Here is an 18,159-nt window from a genome sequence, read left to right on the forward strand (position 1 = left end):
ACCTTTGATATCTGCCAGGCCACTGTGAGCAATATGCACAGATGCGAGCGAATTTTTTCCCGGGCTCCGTTGATCCCCAAGCCCATCTTCAGCCCTGTATTGATCTTGGGCTTACACCCCGATCACCTTTCTCATCTTCTCCTTCCAGGCAGCCACCTCGTCGGCATTGATGACATCGATCGATCCGCCCTGGAACTGGCCTTCAACATCGCCCATCCTCTCCTCCATCCATCCCTCGATCTCCAGGTAGAGGTTCTTCAGGGCATCCAGGACCTCAGGGTCTGCCTTCCACAGGCCCCTCTGCTCGGCCTCCAGCAGCCGGCGTCCCATCTCCTCCATAGCCCAGGGGTTGTTCTCCTGGAAGAACTTGCGGTTCTCCTCATCCATGATAAAGGTCCGGGCGATGTCATCGAAGATCCAGTCGTCAACCTCCTGCGTCGTGGCCTCCCAGCCGTAGACCCTCCCCACACGCTTGGATATGTCGCCTGCACCCTTGTAGCCATGCTGCTTCATGCCCTCAATCCACTTGGGATTGAGAAGCTTGGTCCGAACGACGCGGCGGACCTCGTCTGCCAGGTCCCGCACCTCAACATGCTCCGGCTCTCTGGTGTCTCCGTAGTAGGCCTTAACATCCTTGCCGGAGAGGTGTCTGGCGGCTGCAGTCATCCCTCCGTGTGTACCGAAGTAACAGCAGCATCCGAATAAATCGTACTCATCGCTGACCACCTTATTGTAGGTCACATCCACCGACTTGAGGGTGTTGACGAAATGCTGATGCGACTCCCTCCCCGCCACGCCTTTTCCATAGGCATAACCATTCCAGTAGACGAAGATGTCGGAGAGATCCTTCCCGTCCTTCCATGCCGAGGCGTAGACGGCCAGATTGGTGCCGGACTGATAGGTTCCCGGCTTGCTGGCGAATATTCGAAGGGTTGCCTCTCGCCAGTCCTTTGCTGTGCCGTTCTCCAAATTGGCCAGGGCGTGCTTGCGAACGTGGTTCATCTCCAGGGGCTCATCGAGCGCCGCCACCGCCTGCACAGCTTCGTCGATTGTATCGATGCAGTTGGGGAAGTTGTCTCTGGTGATGCCCGAGACCCTGATGGTCAGGTCGATCCTTGGGCGGCCGAGCTCTTCCAGGGGTATTATCCTGAACCCCTTCAGCCTTCCATTAGAAAGCCAGACCGGCTCTGCGCCGAGCAGGAAGAGCATCTGAGCCATATCCTCTCCATCTGCCCACATGATGTCGCTGCACATCCAGAAGAAGGCGACGTTCTCGGGATAGCGACCCTCATCACTCCGGTGCTTGGAGATCACTGCTTCGCCGAGCTTGCAGCCCACCTTCCAGGCGGTCTTGGTGGGCACCCGGTAGGGGTCCAGGGAGTAGAAGTTGCGCCCTGTGGGCAGAACATCGTCCCGGCCACGGGTGATAAGCCCGCTCGGCCCCGCCTCAATATAGCTGCCCCCAATGCCGTTCAGCAGGGATTCGATCTCCAGCGAGGCCTCCATCCGGGCCTGGAGATCGAGCACCTTCTCTTTAATGGCCTGCAGCTTATCCTCATAGCCTGCAGCAGGAAGGCCCAGAACCTCGCACGGCTCGGCCCCGCCTTCCTGAAGATATACGCCGATGAGCTGCTTGCATACTCCATCGATCATCTCCAAGAGCTGCCCATGCGATTTGCCATATCTCTCGTTCATGGCCCCCGCCTCAGCCAGCAGCTCTTCCAATGAGAGCCCCATCATGGAGGCGACTGTGCTGCGAAGGGGGACGCCATTCCCCTCGAATCTCATTATGGAGTTTATGAATTCGATGCGCTTTTCGTCCTGCGGCAGTTCGCCGAATATGTGCATTCCCGAATCTATCTGGGTGTTCCTGATGCGGCTTAGCTGATTGTGTGCCTCAGTCACAATCTCTCCTGCCGGCATACTATCGAGCCCCTTCATGCCCTTATCGAGATTGGCTGCCTTGAGGGCATCGATGAGCAGATGGCGCAGTTCGTGCGAGCGGGCATGGTCATGCTTGGCGGTCTCGTATTCGCCCAGCAGCCGGTCCACCTCCAGCAGCTCATCGTAAAGCCCAGATTCAGTCATGACAGTCTGCATGTGGTCAATCAATACGGCATAGCTGCGCCTCTTGGCAATGGTGCCCTCGGGCGGATTGTCTGCATTGTAAATGTAAAGATGGGGGATTGTGCCGATGCATATGTCGGGATAGCAGTCCTTGGATAGGCCCACCCCCTTGCCGGGCAGGAACTCCAGGTTGCCATGAGTGCCGACGTGGATCAGAACATCTGCGCCGAATATATCCTCCAGGTAACGGTAGGTGGCCATGTACTGATGAGTTGGAGGAACATCGGGATCGTGCAGGATCTTGCATACCTGGCCATCGCAGCGTGCTCCGGCACAGCCGCGCTTGGGCTGCACGCAGATCACCACATTGCCATACTGAACGCCGGTGATGACTATCTTGCCCTGGTAGAGCATGGCCGCAGGGATGCCATATTTGGGCTCTCCAGGCGGATTTCCCCAGGCATCGCAGACCCGGTCCTTCACCTGGGGGGTGAGGGCATTGAACCACTGCTCGTACTCCTCCTTGGTCTGATATGCCAGGACGCCGCCTTTGGCCACAATCTCCTCGATGGGCGTCCAGCGGAACTCGGAGATGGCCTTTCTGTTCATTATGGTCTCGATCAGCTCTTTGCCGCTCTTCGGGATGCTCTCAAGGTAGTAGCCGGCCTGATCCATTCTATCCATGATGCGTGCAACGCTCTCTATGGTATCCAGGTGCGCGCCGCCGCCCACTGATGCTTCCACTGAGGTGCAGGGATTGTTATGGAATATGAAAGCCACACGCCTCTCGGTTATGGGCTTTCTGGCCAGCTTGGTCCATCCCTTAACTCTTCTGGCAAGCTTCGTGCAGCGCTCAGGGATAGCCGTACGCATCTCATAATCGCCTTGCTTCGATCTGGCACCGATGACGATGGGCTCTATCATCCCTTCGAACTCCGGCATGGACACAGCCCAGCCTATATCATCGGAAAGTCCGATGCTGTTCTCCCATTCCTCCAGGGTCATGCGGGTGGAGGGGATGGGCTCAAATACAGGCACATTCAGCTCCTTCAATAGAGCGATGCCGGTTTGGTTCTTCTCTGTCCCGCTCATATTGTTCTTGTCCTGGCCCAGGAAGAAGGCGGCCGTCTTTACCATGACGTCTATGATCGGTTTGCCGTCGATGAAGAAGTAGTCCCGTACCACCTCGCCCATGCTCCTGGTGCCAAGATCATCATCTTTAACTGAATATGAGAACACAGGAATTACGTTCAGTCCTTCCCTTTCCAGAGATCTGATCAGCCCCTCCTCTGCGGCCATATCTCTGTTCGCCCAGTAAAACCTGGAGAAGAGAAGGCCTACAACAGGGCCGTCGTCAGGCTCATACCACTTGAGATACTCATGAATATCCTCGAAGTGATGCGGGGCATCTGGATGGTATGCCCCCTCCCATGGCATGGGACTGGGTGGAAGGGCGTCCACATCATTGTGCAGCAGCTCCCGGCAGAGATACAGGAACATGTTCTTTATGTTGCTCTCTCCGCCATGCGTCAGGTAAGCATTTGCAGTTATCACAACATCTGCGGGAGCTGTAGAGAGCATCCAGTAGGCCTGATCATAGCCCAGGCAGACGATGGGCTTGATCCTTCCCAGCTCTCTTAGACTCGGCTCCATCTCGTCCCAGATCCCACTGCTGCCGCGGTGAATGAAGATCAGGTCGCATTCCTGGCAGGCCCTCAATGCCTCGGAAATCCTGTCCGGCTGATCATCAAGCCTCTGAGTGGAAAAGAGCTGCATATCTAAGGCCAGATGTCTTCCGGCCTTGGTGAATACGGATATATATGCATTACCTACAAGGCATGTGATTCTCATGAACGCATCCCTTCAAATGATTCAATGTTACTTTGATCTAATATGATCATATTTTATCCTCAATCAATACAGTAAATACATCTATAGTTATAAGAATTTCCGTTTGGTTAACAGTAAAAAAGATGGGTTTGCGAGAGGCTGCAGCTCATCGGGCTGTTGCATACCGCCAAGCTGGGCCATCATATTTCATTCTGGATGCTTTCCAACTCTCGATCAGTTGCAGGCGAGGTCTATTTATTTGGTTGCCTTCCACCCTGGAGTATATGAATACCTTCCTGTTTTCCTGAGGATATATAATTGGTCTTGCAGAATTCGCTTCTAAACACTTTTAAAAGAATATCTGCCCCCACCTTTCTCCGCAACCAGCCTGAAGAGCATATCCCATCCTTTAGGGAGGAGTGGACATCTGCGGTTTGATTATAGAGGATCTCCAGAGTATAATCGAAAGCGAGAACTGCAGGCATATCACCAGCATCGCCGTAGATGCCAATTACAGCAGATAAAAAAATGTGATGCCCTCATTTAATTCTCATCCAAGGGCGGATAGACGAATATTCTCTCCTCCGGGAACTCGATCCCCAAGAACTTCAAGTACTCGCGGTATACATCTTTGGGATGTAGATCTGCATCCGGGTGCAAAATTTTGGCTAGATATGTCTGCCCGACAACGCTGTCCATTCCGAACATCATATCCCAGTAGATCACATGAACGTCTTTGTCGGATATTGCTGGTATCTTTTCCCCACCTGCCCGGCCTATGATCTCATCTGCTATACCTTCTAGAGTCGTTGTGTCCTGTGATGCTGACCTATCCCATCCGATCTTATCTGAGGATTGAATCCTTATAATTGCAGAGGGATTCTGAGTTATCACCCACTCCCAGGTGACCTTTGGATACATCTCTTCGAGATCCCCTGCGATATTGATTCCCCCGGATTGCCTGATCATTTCATCGATCCCGGAGCCCATCCCATAAGTGGCTAATTCCCCCAGCCCACCTTTATTATTGCTCTCAAAGTAGACATTTGGAATGTCATCGCCCTTGATGGCATTGGTGATCTTCGTGCGGCTAGAATCCAGCCAGTCCAGATAATCTTGAGCCTCATCATTGCGGTTCAATATCTTTCCAAGGAGCTGGACGTCCTGCGTGAGGTTCTCCGGCTTGTAGAAATCAAGACCTACGACGGTTATATTTCCAAAGGGCTTCAATCCCATAGCTACATTCGCTGCTCCATAAGGTTTATCGGGATAGGTGTAAGCGAGGACGATGATGTCGGGGACTATTGTATCTCCCTGGCGGGCGATCTCGCCGATCTGTTCGAAGTTGACCTCGTTCCATTTGCCCACACCCTGCTTATTCTTGAGACTTGGGAATATTTCGACCTTCGATTTCAGGTTATCGCTGACTCCTATGATCTTATCTCCATCTCCAAGCATCATCACTGCTTCCGCATGATCGGTGCTAAGGGTGATGATCCTTTGTACCGGCATGGGTATGGTTATGGTCCGTCCGGCTGAATCACTGATGGTCAACGGGTATTCTGTCTCCTCAGATAAGATAGGATGAGATAGAATAAGGATACATAGTGTAGCAGCTAAACAACTCAACGGGGCTCTTGAAAGCATGTTAATCCATCCATTCTGATATGATTTTTTTGCATCATTGTATTCTTTCCTTATATATCTTCTCTATAAAGTATTACTTTAGCATCTAGTGTACGATCAACAGGCTTTATCTTTATGACTTGCTTTTTAATATGACATAAGCCTTATATACGTCAGTGGCACGAAAATAAAAAAAAGGCGATTGCATGCATCACTTGAAGAGAAGGACCATACCATTTACATCCATTGTAGGGCAGGACGATATGAGATTTGCCCTGATTCTGAATGCCATCAATCCCCGCATCGGCGGCGTCCTGATCCGGGGCGACAAGGGGACTGCCAAATCCACAGCAGTAAGGTCCTTGGCAGATCTACTGGAGACCATCCAGGTGGCATCCGACTGCCCCTTCAACTGTAATCCGGAGAACCCGGAGGATATGTGCGACCAGTGCTATCAGAAGAGCCGATCAAATCAGATCACAGCAGTGGAGAAAAAGACCCCTGTGGTTGATCTGCCCCTGGGAGCAACCGAGGATCGAGTAGTCGGATCTTTGAATGTGGAACGGGCCATAAAAGAGGGGATAAAGGCGCTGGAGCCCGGCATTCTCGCAGCCGCCAATCGTGGCATCCTCTACATCGACGAGGTCAATCTTCTGGACGATCACGTGGCTGATGTGCTGCTGGATGCTGCCGCCATGGGAGTCAACATTGTGGAACGGGAGGGTGTGTCTGTGGCTCATCCATCCAAATTCATCCTGGTGGGGACGATGAATCCCGAGGAGGGAGAGATCAGGCCCCAGCTTCTGGACCGGTTCGGCCTGCAGGTAAGCGTTGCTGGAATTGAGGATGTGGAGCAGAGAATGCAGATCGTCAAGACCGCAGAGGCTTTTGACCTTGACCCGGAGGGATTTGCCAGAGAATGGCAACAAGAGCAGATGGATATGAAGCAGAGGATCTCCAGGGCTCGCCAGCTTCTCAGTCAGGTGAGCTTGAATGATGACCTCCTCCGGTTGATCGCTTCCACCTGCATCGATCTTGGAGTCAAGACGCACCGAGCGGAGATAGTCGTTACCAGAACCGCCAAGACCATCGCCGCCTTCGATGGTCGAACTGAGGTCAGCTTGGAGGATGTCAGGAAGGCCATGGAACTGGCCCTGGCCCATAGGATGAGGAGCAGGCCATTTGATCCGCCCACGTTGAACAAGGAGCGGCTGGAGAAGTCCATCTCCGAAAAGCAGCAGGAACATCAACAGCATGAGCATCAGCAGCATGAGCATCAGCAGCAGGATCAAGAGCCCAAGCAGCAGAAGAAGAATGAGCAGCAGCCACAGGAGGCCTCGGAACAGAAGGGCACAGATCAAAAACAGGCCGCAAAGCCCCAAGAGAGGATATTCGAGATCGGGGCACCTATCGATGTGCGTGCCATAAATATGCCCCGCAAGAGGGACCGGATCGCCCGCCGCAAGAGCTGTGGCAGGAGGATGAATACGCTGTCCCTGCGCAACCGCGGCCGGTATCTGCGCCAGAGGATGCCTCAGGAGGGAAAGGATATTGCCATTGATGCCACCATTCGTGCCGCTGCCCCCTATCAAAAGGTCAGGTCCGGCCCCAATGCCATCATTGTGAGGGGCGAGGACATAAGGGAGAAGGAGAGGGTGGGCAAGACCTCCGCAGTAGTCCTCTTCGTGGTGGATGCCAGCGGATCCATGGGGGCCAATCAGAGGATGGAGAGCGCCAAGGGTGCAGTCCTCTCCCTGCTGATGGACTCCTATCAGAAGAGGGACAAGATCGGCATGATCGCCTTCAAAGGAAAAGAAGCCGAGATCATACTCCCCCCCTGCAGCAGCGTGGACCTGGCCCTTGGCCGCTTGCAAGAGCTCCCCACCGGGGGCAAGACACCCCTATCCTCCGGCCTCTCCCGGGCTTTGCAGCTCCTGCAAGGCGAGCTGAGAAAGGATGAGGAGAGCAAACTGATGATGGTTCTCATCTCCGATGGCAGGGCCAATGAGGGAATGGGTGGAAAGATCAAAGACGAGCTGATGGAGATCTCAGAGAGGATAAAGCACCTGGGGATTCATACCATCGTCATCGATACGGAGGTCGTGGAAAGCTCCTTTCTGGATATGCGCCTGGGCTACTGTCATCAGATCGCTGATAGGTGCCAGGGAAAGTATTATCCCCTATCCAGCTTAACCCCCGAGTCCCTGCTCAGGATTGTAGATGAAGAGCAGAGGCTTCTGTTCGATGATGCTGCCATAAATGAGTATGCTACAACGTAATGCGATGATCGAGATATCGGGCCTGAGCAAGGTGTACTCGGGGAAGAAGGTGGTAGATGACCTGGATCTTGAGGTCGCCCGGGGAGAGCTCTTCGGCTTCCTGGGGCCAAATGGCGCGGGCAAGACCACCACCATTCGCATCCTCACCACCCTCACCAAGCCCTCGTCCGGACGGGTTTTCGTCAATGGCATCGATGTGGCAAAGGACCCGTCCAGGGTGAAGTCGGAGTTTGGCGTGGTTCAGCAGCATTTGAGCCTGAACCGGGATCTGACCATAGGTGAGAACCTGGAGCTTCATGCCCGGCTGCACCACCTTCCATCCAAAAAACGAGAAGAGAGGATAGCAGAACTGCTCGATTATGTGGGGCTGTCCGATCACTCTGATCAGCTCATCGATAGCATATCCGGAGGGATGAAGAGAAGGGCCATGATCGCCCGGGCTCTCATTCACAGGCCCAAGCTCCTCTTCCTGGATGAGCCGACGGTGGGATTGGATGCCCAAACCAGACGCCGGGTCTGGGATCTCATCCGCAGGATGAACTCTGAGGGGGCGACGGTCTTCCTGACCACCCATTACATCGAAGAGGCCGAGGCCTTGTGTCAGCGGGTTGGAGTCCTTCATCACGGCCGGCTCATAGCCCTGGGAGCTCCTTTAGAGCTCAGAAGGAAGCTGGGAATGGTGGCCGTGGAGGTGCAAGGGGAGGCAAATGGCACAACTTACAGCTACTTTCCGGATCGGTCAAGCGCCTCCCAGTTTATTCAGGATCTGCCAGGCTCAGAGAGGGTGATCATGCGACAGTCCAACCTGGAGGATGTGTTCATTGAGCTGACAGGCGAAAGGGTGATGGGAGAGTAGCATGATCGATGCCTTCAGCATACTCTGGTCGGACCTGGCAGCGCTCAGGCGGCGCTGGCCTCGCTATCTTCTCACCACTCTGATGAGCCCTCTTCTCTATCTGGTGGCCTTTGGCTGGGGCCTGGGTCGGGGGATAGATATGAACGGAACCAATTATCTTGATTTCGTGATACCGGGAATCATCGCTCTGACCGCCATGACCACCAGCTTCAATGGGGCCGGCACCAGGCTCAATGTCGATCGCCTCTATTTCAAGAGCTTTGATGAATGCCTCATGGCCCCGGTGGGACTGCCCTCCATTCTCCTGGGGAAGGCCCTGATCGGGGTGGTGAGGGGTTTATTGAGCTCAGTAGCGTTCTTGTTGGTGGCCTTTCTCATCGCCAGGCATATCCATATCACTCTGCCGTTTCTGATCGGGCTGCTGCTGAGCTGCCTTACATTTGCCTTTCTGGGGGTGTTGGCGGCACTGCTGGCCCGCTCTCACGAGGATATGGCCACATTCGGCAGCCTGATTCTGATGCCTATGACCTTTCTGGGCGGCACCTTCTTCTCCGTCTCCCAGGTCCCATTAGGGCTGAAGATGGCCCTGTATGCCCTGCCCCTCACCCACTCCAGCCAGTTTCTGAGGGCGGCGGCATTGGATCAGCCGCTTCCCTGGTCATCTTTTCTGGTTCTCTTCCTCTTCTTCCTGCTGTTTTTAGGTGGAGGGATGATGGCCCTTCGGAGGATGAGCGTTTAGCAGGCCCGGCTGGAAGGGGTCATCTCATGGAGGGATGAGCTCGCCCCTCTTCTCCTTGAACCTTATGAGATGAGAGAGAAGATCGTTACAGGGGGTTGAGATCCCGCTCTCCCTGCCCAGGCGGGAGATGGCCCCGTTCAGGGCCTCGATCTCCGTCCTCCTTCCTGCGAGGATGTCCTGCAGCATGCTGGCGCGGTGATCACTGGTGGGCGGGAGCTGTTTTTCCAGCAGAAAGTGGTAGTACTCTTCTGCATCCTTATGGGGTAGGGTGACATCCCGGGCCCGGCAGACCTGAAATATCTCCTCTATTATCCCCCGGATGATCATCCTGGTCTCCTCGTTCTCCCCCAGCCGGCCGTAGGGAACCTCTAAGATGGCACCCAGGGGGTTGAGAGAGCAGTTGTAGAGCACCTTTCCCCACAGAGCTGACCAGATCTCCTCCCTTGTTACCACCCTGGCCGGGATGCCGGAGAGCCGGAGGTCCTCTTCCAGCGACTGCAAGAGCTGCCGGTTCACCGGGCAGAAGGGCTCTCCCAAGAGGACGTCGTCTGCATTCACAGTGACCTTTGCCAGGCCAGGCCTGGGAATCTCCGCCCCGAAGATCACCCGCGCCCCGACTGTACGCCCCTCGCCCACAAATCTGGCGATCGTCTCCCAGTTGCCCAGGCCGTTCTGGATGGAGACCATGATCCCATCCTCTGACAGGAGAGGGGCCGCCTCTCTGGCTGCATCCAGGGTGTCCTTGGATTTGACTGCGAGGAGGATGGTCGAGAACCTCCCCGCCTCGCTCTTGGGATCGGAGAGAGTCCTGATCTCCTCTTTGGGGACGAGATGCTCTCCCCAGATCCCTCTGATCCCCAACCCCTCCTGCTGCACGGCTCGAAAATGAGCTCCCCGGCCGGCAAGGGTTACATCTCTCCCGATCTTGTGCAGAAAGCCCCCCAGAACGCTGCCGATGGCTCCTGTGCCGAAGACGAGATAGGTAGGGCTCTGGATCTCATTCATTGGGGATCGATCTGTGCGAACGATTTAAGAGGATTTCGAAGATGAAGCGGGCATTGAATGCGAGATTCTCAAGCCGCCGCCTTGATGGTCTCATTTACATTCCATTCCATTCCATTCCATTCACCATTTGCGCCCGCCCGGCCCGATGAGGCTCTCCTGCTAGCCCCCCCGGCCAGCTCATGAGTATGCCTCCAGTGTTCTTTGGGCGCCCTCCTTCATCTTCTGTTTGGCCTTTCCCCGGCCTTTTGCTGAAGCCCCCGGCATCTCATAAAAGCAGAACATCCTGTCGGCCAGCTCGGCCATCCTCTGCAGGTGTGGATCAAGAGCCGGTGCATAGAGCAGGACTGTCGCCTCTCTGGAGGTCTGGCGCAGATGCTGGGCGATGCATTCCACCATCTCTCCTGCATCCTGGTAGAGCATAGGATCATGCTCGATGATCAGGAAGCTGTGGCGGTTCTCATCCAGGATGGTCATGAGCTGGAAGGAGGTGAAGGCCCGGCGGACCTCCAGCTCGGTGATGTTGCGATCCAGCCGGCTGAGAATGCGGGAGTAGTTGCCAGGGATGTAGAGGGTCCTGTAGCGCTGCAGATCGATGTGGCTGTTCAGGGCACAGACCAGCATCTGTACCGGGGCGACCAGGACATTGAATGTCTCTTCCAGCAGGGAGACTGCCGGATGGAGTTCGATTTCCATGGATGAGTACGGGGTGCTTGCAGAGATTAAAGGCCAAGCTGTGTGCGGGGTGAATGTGAGACCTCCCTCGGGAGCCTGTAGATACTCTCACAGCTGGGAACTGACAGGCTCTACGGCCCCGTCGAAAACGGTCACAGCTTCTTCGTTCCTTCCCAGGGCGGAAAGAGCCCAGCGATGGTTATATAAAGTCATAAGTTTCGGGGCTATACACGTGGCGCAATCTCTCATAATCGCTTTATATTATGAGTGTGTACATAAAGTGAAATGGACAGTGGATCCAAGTTAAGGAAATTGATTGCTTCATATGGCGATAAAGAGGAATTCTTGAGAGCTGCAGAAGAGATTATCGAAGAAGAAGAACTGAAGAGGAACAATCTCTTAGCTAGGGATTTAAGAAATATGCTTTATCGTCCAAACAGTTCTATTAATAGTTTTAAATCTTTGAAAATACCCGTTGATAATGAGAGAAGGTTACCATTATTGGAAATAAAGAAATTTAAGAAAGATTGGACAGATCTGGTCGTAACAACTAAGATTCGCAATTCATTAGAGAGTATTATTGAGGAGAATAATAAAAGGGAAATATTAAGTGTTTATGGCCTTAAACCTAAACAAACTCTCTTATTCTTTGGTCCGCCTGGTTGCGGAAAAACACTAACAGCACAAGTATTAAGTGGGATCTTAGGATACCCTATGGTTTATATAAGGTTTGATGGAGTTATATCGTCTTATCTTGGAGAAACAGCCGGAAATCTGAGAAAGATATTTGACTTTATAAGAGATGGTAGATGGATAATCTTTTTTGATGAATTTGATGTTATCGGTAAGCAACGTGACGATCCTTTTGAGCACGGAGAGATGAAAAGGGTTGTCAATAATTTCCTCCAAATGATAGATAATCATTCAAGCGAATCTATAATAATATGTGCAACAAACCATCAGCATTTATTAGATCCTGCACTTTGGAGAAGATTCGATGATATAATTTTATTTGATATTCCTAATAAAGAAAATAGAATCAAATTAATCAAACGCAACCTGCGATCTGTCCGAACTACATCAATGGATTATCATTTACTTGCCGACAATATGAAAGGAATGTCCCCTGCCGATATCGAGATGGTTTGTTTAAACGCTATAAAAGGAATATATTAGATAACAAGGGCACTATTTCAATGGATGATATTAATAAGCAATTGTCAAACCAGAAAAAAAGAATAACATATCAGAAAAATTATATAAAGTTAAAAGACTAATGCAGGAACTTCCACACTTACCGTTAATCAAGCTAGAATCAGACTTGCCAAGGAGTAGAAGGCGCGGGCGTCCAGACAGTGATATTACTCCTAGAGGGCCTAAAGAGAGAGAAAAATTCAGAGAGAAGGCACGCGAAGACTGTGATAAAATATTCAAAGAATTTCAGCAGCTACAAGAACAATATAAAGGTCACATAGATCCAGCTCTTATATATCGGATCGATCTAAAGGGTTCTGTAAAATCCAGCGAAATTGAGCGACTTGGTCTAAAAATATTATCTGTAGTTGATAAGAAAGCTATTATAGTATTTTCTTCGAATAAACATTTCGATGATTTTTATGATAAATTGGATGAATATGTTACTGATTCTGCAAGAAGAAAATACCCCTTTTTAGATGCATTCATCGATCTGGAAAAAATTGATGAAAAAACTAAGAAGGGACCTCATTTATCATCATATTTATCTTCAAAAGAAAAAGCAATTGTAGATGTCGAATTTTGGTTCCTCGGAGAAGATAGAGATTCTGTCCGACAAATGGATAAATGGTCTCGCGAACTAAGAAATATTGTTATTTACAATGGGGGTAAATGGCTCAGCAAATTAAAAACCGGATCTTTTTATGTAATGAGAATGGAATTAAACACGGAATTGATTGATGAGATCATTAAGTTGCCCCAAATAGCATCGATCGACATACCGCCAAGAACTAAGCTATCTATTGCACAAATCAAAGAAGAATCCATAAGAGATTTCGATATCATAGAACCTTCGCTGGATGCTACTGGCGTCTTGGTAATTGACTCAGGAATTACCTCAGGACACCCTCTTCTGGAAAGAGCTGTTGGAGAAGCAAAATCTTTTTTGCGCGGAAAATCTCCGATTGATGAATGTGGACATGGAACATCTATCGCAGGATTATCACTATATGGCGATCTTGTTCAATGTATCAGTGATAAAAAGTTCTATCCAGATTGTTGGTTATTTTCTGCAAGAGTTCTTGATGAAAATGGTGAATATGATAATCAGAAAATGATAGAGTCTCAATTTTTAAAATCATTGAATGTATTTTTGCGCCAATATCCCCAGATTAAAGTTATTAATCTCTCTATTGGTAATGAAAACGATATTATAGGTATTGGAAAGCGTCAATTTAGGTGGGCTTCATTAATTGATGATACATTGTATGAGCTGTCTGCGATCGGTAGAGACATAATAATAGTTATACCTTCTGGGAATTTCGGTCGTGAGCCTCTAATGGGTTTGAGTTTTGTAATATGGAAAAGTCAAGAGTTCCTGCAAGCTCCAGACATGATCGATTAAGCCAGCTTGCTTCGCGGGACTATTGAACTTCGTTATGCCCATCTCATTTCTATATTTTAGAGCACGATGCTTTCGGCAGTAGTTGAAGTGCGCGAAATATAGGGTCATTTGGTTATTCAATTCTGCAGTCTCCTTAGAGAAACCTATGGTTTTCCTTGATATGCGGTTATTATCTTGTCTGCATGTCAGGTTTTGCCGTTCAATGTAGCTGGTAGATATCATTTTGTGGTCTATATCTTTGCCAAATATGATTCTCTTGACCACTTTTTTAGTCTACCGTTGACCCTCATTTTAATGACTTGAGCATATTGTAATAGTTCATCTACGATTAATTTAGGACTTCGAGGTCGCCCTCGCTTGCCTGTTGGTGCGAACGGCTGTAGTTTTCCATATTGCTTTCGAAGAGCTGCTGCATATAGTCTTAATCCATCTGTCACAAAGAGCGGCATTGATCTGAGTCTTTTGGCAGTATTTGAAACGAGCTGATCTGCATTTTCCTGAGATCGCTCACCGATAACATGTGAAAGCACCAACCTGCAATTTGCAGCCATGCTTATCCAGATCCAAGTTCCTTTATCTTCGTATTCACCTTCTCTGGGTAGTGTTTTTTCCCCAAAAGTCCATGCCTCGTCCATCTCTACCTTTGGGGTCTCTACATCCTTCAAGACAACTTCATTGACTTTTTCACTATGCTTTGCTGCTTTCGAGATCCAAGTGCTTACAGTAGATGGTTTTGACTCAAGGATCTCAGCTATTCCTAAGACACTCATTCCACGCATGGCCATTTTTAGAGCCAGCTTGATCTTTTCTTCGTTTGTTCTTGTGTCATAGAATGCAGTGTTAGTTCTATCACAGAATCTGGTACCACATGTGTGGCAAATATATTTCCTGACCTTGCCGGAGCTTATCTTGTAAGTTCCGTACACAGTGACGTTTCTTTTCCCAGCAATTCCAAATAGATTGCACTGCTCATTCGGGCATGCTACATCCAAGAATCGAGGCTTTGGACCTCTTTTGCCCATTTTGCTACACCCCATGTAGCATATAGGAATAGGTTATATAAATAACAGCCGATTGTAGATTCACGACCGGAATTTCAGTAGTGATGATTATAATGACTATCCTCATTGTTTATTCAATGATGAATCGAAGCTGATCAATCCTTCAACAGCAGCATTAGCCATTACCGTTGGGTCCATTAGTCCAGGTCTGAAATCGATTGATCCAGCACGTCGTCCTATAGCAAAGCACCCAGGCTTTCCGTCACCGTTCACACGAACTGGACCTGGATTGGGGGGAATGATCAAGCCAGATCTTGTTGAAGTGGGCGGTGACTGGGTATATCCGGCTGATGAAGATCCATCAATTGGGGTAGTTACGGCGAATAAAGATTTCATTATAAGTAGCCCCTTTGTCGTCGAGAATGGAACCAGTTTTTCAAGTGCGAAAATTTCGAATCTTATAGCCAAATTATGGAATCAATTTCCTTCGGCGTCTGCAAACTTAATAAAGGCACTAATAATATCTTCTTGTTCTCATCCTGAAAAATTCTCTCCTAGGGATGGACAAACTACTTTTGAGTGTTCTTCGCCTCTATGCTATCGGCCAGCATTTGATGAAGGAAAAGTCAACGCCATCTATGGACATGGACGGCCAAATATTATTCAGGCAAGTTCATCGGATCTAAACCGCGTCGTTTTGCTCGATGAATCTACAATAAAGTTGGATTCTGCTAGATTTTATGAAATTCCTCTTCCAAATAATTATTATTCTACAAGGGGTGATAGAGAGCTTTCCGTTGCTCTTTGTTTTGATCCCAGGACAAAGAGAACTAGAGGGGATTCTTATCTTGGCTGTACAATGGAATTTAGATTGCATAGAGGGGCCTCCCTTAGCGCATTAAAAGCAAAATATACAAATCTAGACGATGTCAAGTCTGAAGAGGCGCACCTGAAGGAAATATCCCTCTTGCCAGGACCGCAAGCAAGAAGCAAAGGATGCACACAAAAGGGCTCTATAATCCTAAAGAATCCACGATTTTCGGATGAAAAACTTCAATTGGCATTAATATGCCGCGACAAATGGATTGATGACCCTGCATATGAACAAAAATATGCAGTAGTAGTAAGGGTAGCACACAAATACTCGGTTGACTTGTATACTCCTATAAAATCAAAGATCGATATTAGATTACGCATGAGGGCCCGGGTTTAAAGCAGATCACTAAAAACTGCAGTTCTGTGAATTCTTGACTTGACGACGGCTCCAGCTCGTTCGTCCGTGGATGGATCTGCACGACGCATAATCTCTTGCGCAGGATTCAAGAAATATCGCCATTTTCAAGTAAAAGATGTAGGCTCTGCAGAATAGAGCAGATCTCATAATTTCTATCGTGCTTGGCTTGTAGGCCCGGCTCAAGGCCCATCCTTCACCCTCACCACCTCAATTCCCGCCTGCTCGAGGAATTTCAAGGCCGTCTGGTCGGGATAGGAGTGATGATAGACCACCTTTCTCACACCCGCATTGATCATCATCTTGGCGCAGAGGATGCAGGGCTGGTGGGTGCAGTATAGCGTCGCTCCCTCGATGGATATGCCGTGCATCGCCGCCTGGATGATGGCGTTCTGCTCTGCATGCACCGCCCGGCACAACTCATGGTGAGTGCCGCTCTGGACATTCTCCCGCGCGCAGCCCACTGTATCGCAGTGCTCAAGGCCCGCAGGCGCGCCGTTGTATCCTGTGGTCAGTATCCTCTTGTTCTTCACAAAGAGGGCCCCCACCTGATTGCGCAGACAGGTGGAACGCTTGGCCACCACCATGGCGATCTCCATGAAGTACTCATCCAGGCCGGGACGCTCGATTGAGGGCATCATCCTGGATAGCTCTCCTCTTTATTAATAAGCCCTCTTGGAGACCTCCGGCTGCCAGGGGAGAACGGAAGCTTAATATCCCCTCTTAGCATCGATTGCTCCATATGTCTATTCACTGGGCGGATGTCATAGCCGAGAGGCTGGAAGGCTCTGGCCCCCATACCATCGCTACAGGCATCACCCCCTCCGGACCGGTTCACATCGGCAATATGCGCGAGGTCATGACTGCAGAGGCGGTCTATCGCGCTCTTCTGGACAGAGGGGTGGAAGTGCGTCTGATATACATCGCCGATAACTTCGACCGCTTGCGCAGGCTCTATCCCTTCCTGCCGGAGAGCTTCAAGGAGCACATCGGCAAGCCGCTCTCAGAGATCCCTTGCCCCGAGGGCTGCTGCGCCAGCTATGCAGATCACTTTTTAAATCCCTTCCTGGAGAGCATGGAGCGGCTGGGCATAAAGCCTGAGATCTACCGGGCGGATCTCCTCTACAAGGAGGGCAGATATAACGAGGCCATCAAGACTGCTTTCTCCCGAAAGGATGAGATCGCCCGTATACTGAAAGAGGTCTCGGGCCGCGCCGTCCCCGAGGGCTGGAGCCCCTTTGATGCCATCTGCTCCGTCTGCGGCCGGACGAACACCACCCGGGTTACCGGATTCGACCTGGATGCCGAGACGGTGGACTATGTCTGCTCCTGCGGCAGCCAGGGCACAGTTCCCATGGCTGGCGGGGGGAAGCTGGTCTGGCGGGTGGACTGGCCGGCCCGCTGGCCCATATTCCAGGTGACAGTTGAGCCCTTCGGCAAGGATCATGCTACTGCAGGGGGCTCATATGATACCGGCAAGAGGATCAGTGAGGAGATCTACAATTACCCCGCTCCCTTCCCCGTGGTCTACGAATGGATCCATCTCAAGGGCGTGGGGGCTATGCACAGCTCCACTGGGATTGTGGTCACCATCCAGGAGATGCTGGATGTCGTCCCGCCGGAGGTTTTGCGCTACCTGATCATCAGAAACAAGCCGGAAAAGCATATCGAGTTCGACCCCGGCCTGCCCCTGTTGAGCCTGGTGGATGAGTATGACCAGAGAAAAGGGGATGAGAGGGCCATAGAGCTCTCCAATGTCAGCAAGAGCGGACCCTTTGGGATACCATTCAGACATATGGTCACTGCTGTGCAGATCGCTCGCGGAGATGAGGAGCAGCTCTTCGTCGCTCTGGAGAGGTCCGGCTATGATGTGGTATCCAGAAGAGAGGAGATCCTGGCCCGGGCCAGGAATGTGCAGGTCTGGCTGGAGAAGTATGCTCCCCCTTATGTCAAGTTCCAGTTACAAGAGAAGCTCCCCGCAGAGGTGAACAACCTCTCTGCCGCCGAACGGCAGGGCCTGGGCCTTCTTGCTCAGAGAATAGATGAGAAGACCGCCGCCGAGATCCATGACCTGGTCTATGCCGTGGCCAAGGAGATGAACCTTGACTCCAAGAAGTTCTTCCAGGCGGTATACCTGGCATTCCTGGGTGACAGGCAAGGGCCTAAGGCGGGCTGGTTCCTGGCCAGCCTGGACAGGGATTTTGTCCGGTCCAGGCTAGAAGAGGCAGCCGGATCCCCGGACTGAAAGGAGATG

General features: G+C 51.0%; 14 protein-coding genes. 7 read left to right on the forward strand and 7 right to left on the reverse strand.

Annotated elements, in window-relative coordinates; translation table 11 throughout:
- Window positions 1–111 precede the first annotated feature (111 nt).
- From cobN to IPI63_RS06555, 3 genes are all read right to left on the reverse strand, one after another.
- The gene (gene cobN / locus IPI63_RS06545; protein ID WP_292477492.1) at window positions 112–3,918 is read right to left on the reverse strand and encodes a cobaltochelatase subunit CobN; all 3,807 of its coding nucleotides are present in this window, start codon (window positions 3,916–3,918) and stop codon (window positions 112–114) included.
- 230 nt (window positions 3,919–4,148) lie between these two features.
- A complete protein-coding gene (locus IPI63_RS06550) occupies window positions 4,149–4,382 on the reverse strand; it encodes a hypothetical protein (RefSeq protein ID WP_292477494.1) in 234 nt (77 codons plus the stop codon).
- Window positions 4,383–4,440: 58 nt separating this feature from the next.
- Window positions 4,441–5,451, reverse strand: coding sequence for an ABC transporter substrate-binding protein (locus IPI63_RS06555; protein ID WP_292477497.1), 1,011 nt, complete (start codon window positions 5,449–5,451; stop codon window positions 4,441–4,443).
- A gap of 278 nt (window positions 5,452–5,729) precedes the next feature.
- Here IPI63_RS06555 and IPI63_RS06560 point away from each other — a divergent pair, with 278 nt between their 5' ends.
- From IPI63_RS06560 to IPI63_RS06570, 3 genes are read left to right on the forward strand one after another with little or no spacing between them, the layout of a single operon-like run.
- Window positions 5,730–7,802 (forward strand): putative cobaltochelatase, encoded by a 2,073-nt coding sequence (locus IPI63_RS06560; RefSeq protein WP_292477500.1) that lies wholly within the window; start codon window positions 5,730–5,732, stop codon window positions 7,800–7,802.
- A 4-nt stretch (window positions 7,803–7,806) separates the two neighbouring features.
- Entirely contained in the window at window positions 7,807–8,658 is an 852-nt protein-coding gene (locus tag IPI63_RS06565; protein WP_292477503.1) for an ABC transporter ATP-binding protein, read from the forward strand.
- Window position 8,659: 1 nt separating this feature from the next.
- Entirely contained in the window at window positions 8,660–9,397 is a 738-nt protein-coding gene (locus IPI63_RS06570; RefSeq protein WP_214064903.1) for an ABC transporter permease, read from the forward strand.
- Window positions 9,398–9,421: 24 nt separating this feature from the next.
- Here the strand turns inward: IPI63_RS06570 and IPI63_RS06575 are convergent, their stop codons facing one another.
- Both IPI63_RS06575 and IPI63_RS06580 read right to left on the reverse strand, forming a co-directional pair.
- Entirely contained in the window at window positions 9,422–10,402 is a 981-nt protein-coding gene (locus IPI63_RS06575; protein ID WP_214064904.1) for a ketopantoate reductase family protein, read from the reverse strand.
- Window positions 10,403–10,579: 177 nt separating this feature from the next.
- A complete protein-coding gene (locus IPI63_RS06580) occupies window positions 10,580–11,095 on the reverse strand; it encodes a hypothetical protein (protein WP_292477506.1) in 516 nt (171 codons plus the stop codon).
- Between the two features lie 264 nt (window positions 11,096–11,359).
- On the opposite strand from IPI63_RS06580, the gene IPI63_RS06585 reads away from it, so the two are divergent.
- Together IPI63_RS06585 and IPI63_RS06590 are read left to right on the forward strand one after the other, a co-directional pair.
- Window positions 11,360–12,250, forward strand: a complete 891-nt coding sequence (locus tag IPI63_RS06585; RefSeq protein ID WP_292477508.1) for an AAA family ATPase — start codon at window positions 11,360–11,362, stop codon at window positions 12,248–12,250.
- A 100-nt stretch (window positions 12,251–12,350) separates the two neighbouring features.
- The gene (locus IPI63_RS06590) at window positions 12,351–13,673 is read left to right on the forward strand and encodes a S8 family serine peptidase (RefSeq protein WP_292477510.1); all 1,323 of its coding nucleotides are present in this window, start codon (window positions 12,351–12,353) and stop codon (window positions 13,671–13,673) included.
- Here the strand turns inward: IPI63_RS06590 and IPI63_RS06595 are convergent.
- A protein-coding gene (locus IPI63_RS06595) for an IS1 family transposase (RefSeq protein ID WP_292477513.1) occupies window positions 13,605–14,695 on the reverse strand; the annotation gives its coding sequence in 2 pieces (ribosomal slippage) (window positions 13,605–13,942 and window positions 13,942–14,695; 1,092 coding nt in all). The genes IPI63_RS06590 and IPI63_RS06595 overlap by 69 nt on opposite strands.
- Window positions 14,696–14,753: 58 nt before the next feature.
- Here IPI63_RS06595 and IPI63_RS06600 point away from each other — a divergent pair.
- The gene (locus IPI63_RS06600) at window positions 14,754–15,887 is read left to right on the forward strand and encodes a S8 family serine peptidase (protein WP_292478210.1); all 1,134 of its coding nucleotides are present in this window, start codon (window positions 14,754–14,756) and stop codon (window positions 15,885–15,887) included.
- A gap of 200 nt (window positions 15,888–16,087) precedes the next feature.
- On the opposite strand, the gene IPI63_RS06605 is transcribed toward IPI63_RS06600, so the two are convergent.
- Window positions 16,088–16,543 (reverse strand): dCMP deaminase family protein, encoded by a 456-nt coding sequence (locus IPI63_RS06605; RefSeq protein ID WP_366850885.1) that lies wholly within the window; start codon window positions 16,541–16,543, stop codon window positions 16,088–16,090.
- Window positions 16,544–16,647: 104 nt separating this feature from the next.
- On the opposite strand from IPI63_RS06605, the gene lysS reads away from it, so the two are divergent.
- Window positions 16,648–18,150 (forward strand): lysine--tRNA ligase, encoded by a 1,503-nt coding sequence (lysS, locus tag IPI63_RS06610; protein WP_292477518.1) that lies wholly within the window; start codon window positions 16,648–16,650, stop codon window positions 18,148–18,150.
- The last annotated feature ends 9 nt before the right edge of the window (window positions 18,151–18,159 follow it).

Source organism: Methanothrix sp. (genome assembly GCF_016706325.1).
GTDB lineage: Archaea > Halobacteriota > Methanosarcinia > Methanotrichales > Methanotrichaceae > Methanothrix.

What these genes read in the sequence shown, in the direction of transcription:
- IPI63_RS06565 (WP_292477503.1), top strand. Translation starts at nt 7,807, where the DNA reads ATGATCGAGATATCGGGCCTGAGCAAGGTGTACTCGGGGAAGAAGGTG.
- IPI63_RS06550 (WP_292477494.1), bottom strand. Translation starts at nt 4,382, where the DNA reads ATGCCTGCAGTTCTCGCTTTCGATTATACTCTGGAGATCCTCTATAAT.
- IPI63_RS06605 (WP_366850885.1), bottom strand. Translation starts at nt 16,543, where the DNA reads ATGCCCTCAATCGAGCGTCCCGGCCTGGATGAGTACTTCATGGAGATC.
- IPI63_RS06585 (WP_292477508.1), top strand. Translation starts at nt 11,360, where the DNA reads ATGGACAGTGGATCCAAGTTAAGGAAATTGATTGCTTCATATGGCGAT.
- IPI63_RS06580 (WP_292477506.1), bottom strand. Translation starts at nt 11,095, where the DNA reads ATGGAAATCGAACTCCATCCGGCAGTCTCCCTGCTGGAAGAGACATTC.
- IPI63_RS06575 (WP_214064904.1), bottom strand. Translation starts at nt 10,402, where the DNA reads ATGAATGAGATCCAGAGCCCTACCTATCTCGTCTTCGGCACAGGAGCC.
- IPI63_RS06570 (WP_214064903.1), top strand. Translation starts at nt 8,660, where the DNA reads ATGATCGATGCCTTCAGCATACTCTGGTCGGACCTGGCAGCGCTCAGG.
- cobN (WP_292477492.1), bottom strand. Translation starts at nt 3,918, where the DNA reads ATGAGAATCACATGCCTTGTAGGTAATGCATATATATCCGTATTCACC.
- IPI63_RS06590 (WP_292477510.1), top strand. Translation starts at nt 12,351, where the DNA reads ATGCAGGAACTTCCACACTTACCGTTAATCAAGCTAGAATCAGACTTG.
- IPI63_RS06560 (WP_292477500.1), top strand. Translation starts at nt 5,730, where the DNA reads ATGCATCACTTGAAGAGAAGGACCATACCATTTACATCCATTGTAGGG.
- lysS (WP_292477518.1), top strand. Translation starts at nt 16,648, where the DNA reads ATGTCTATTCACTGGGCGGATGTCATAGCCGAGAGGCTGGAAGGCTCT.